The organism is Chryseobacterium carnipullorum, assembly GCF_900142785.1.
GTDB classification, from domain to species: Bacteria; Bacteroidota; Bacteroidia; order Flavobacteriales; family Weeksellaceae; genus Chryseobacterium; species Chryseobacterium carnipullorum.
In genome coordinates this window covers 1-1192 of sequence record NZ_FRCD01000055.1, presented here as the reverse complement: position 1 = coordinate 1192, position 1192 = coordinate 1, and the positions used below count along the sequence as shown (strand labels likewise).

3 protein-coding genes are annotated in these 1192 nt (G+C 36.9%); all 3 read right to left on the bottom strand.

The features are described from left to right. Positions 1 to 40 precede the first annotated feature (40 nt). On the bottom strand, positions 41 to 220 hold the full coding sequence (locus BUC06_RS24475; protein ID WP_394363693.1) for an integrase core domain-containing protein: 180 nt from the start codon (positions 218 to 220) through the stop codon (positions 41 to 43). 36 nt (positions 221 to 256) lie between these two features. After that, complete coding sequence (locus tag BUC06_RS24255; RefSeq protein ID WP_083564185.1) at positions 257 to 775, bottom strand: DDE-type integrase/transposase/recombinase; 519 nt, start codon at positions 773 to 775, stop codon at positions 257 to 259. 83 nt (positions 776 to 858) lie between these two features. Continuing rightward, positions 859 to 1125: a transposase gene (locus tag BUC06_RS24250; RefSeq protein WP_073337027.1), complete on the bottom strand. Its 267-nt coding sequence runs from the start codon at positions 1123 to 1125 to the stop codon at positions 859 to 861. Positions 1126 to 1192: the final 67 nt, after the last annotated feature.

Here is a 1192-nt window from a genome sequence, read left to right as displayed (position 1 = left end):
CTTTCCCTTTTTCAAACAGTTAATAAATATAAAATACACTCTAATACACTAAAACTTCTTTAGCATACAGCCAAGGACTAAGTCCATTTAACGATTTATGCGGATGATTACTATTGTAATCGATCTGCCACTCATAAGCAATTGCATTTACTTCTATTAAAGATCCGAACAGATATGCATCTAAAACATCTTCTCTGAATGTGCGGTTTAAGCGTTCAATATATGCATTTTGTGCGGGCTTTCCCGGTTGTATATATTACAATTCAATGTCATTATCTTTACAGAAGTCCACAAAAACCTTGGATAAAAACTCAGGACCGTTGTCGGATCTTATGCGCTTGGGCTTAGTTCTGTATGTGATTAATTCTTTTAATCTTTGTACCAATCTGACACCTGGAATTGAATAAAACGCTTCATTAACCAATGACTCCCTATTATAATCATCAATGACATTCAGAACCCTAAACCTTCGTCCATTAGACAAAGCATCGCTCATGAAGTCAATTGACCATGTCTCATTGACTGCACCTGGGACAATCAGCTTCTCTTTAATCCGACACGGAATACGACGTTTGCGCTTAACTCTTAGTTTTAAATTAATATTTCGATAAACACGAAGGACTCTTTTTCTGTTCCAAAGCAGACCTTCCAAACGTATCTTACCATAATAGGTTTCAAATCCCCTTGTAGGATACCTCGCTGCCAAATCCAGTAATTTTGAGATAACGGGTTGGTCGTCTTTTTTATGCCCATAATAATACATACTGCGGCTCATGCAGACGATCTTGCAAGCCCTATGAACACTGATTCCTGTTTCGCTAATAACCCCCTTTGCCAGTTCTTTTCGTTCACAGAGCTTTAAAGCTTTTTTTCAATGATATCCTTTAAGATACGATGATCCAGGCTCAGATCTGCAAACATGCGTTTAAGACGTACGTTTTCCTCCTGTAGAGCTTTAAGCTCCTTAAGATGCTGCGCATCCATTCCTCCATACTTTTGCTTCCATTGATAGAAAGTAGGTGCAGAAATCCCATGTTCTCGACAGATGTCTTTTGTAGCTTTCCCAGATTCATATTCTTTCAGAATATTGATAATCTGATGTTCTGAAAATTTGCTCTTTTTCATAATGTTTAACAAACTAAATTTAATAATTTTAATTGGTCTGAAAAACAGGGAAGTTTACCAAAACAGG

Excerpts from the sequence above, each read along its gene's own strand:
- BUC06_RS24250 (WP_073337027.1), bottom strand. The coding sequence starts at position 1,125 with ATGAAAAAGAGCAAATTTTCAGAACATCAGATTATCAATATTCTGAAA.
- BUC06_RS24255 (WP_083564185.1), bottom strand. The coding sequence starts at position 775 with ATGAGCCGCAGTATGTATTATTATGGGCATAAAAAAGACGACCAACCC.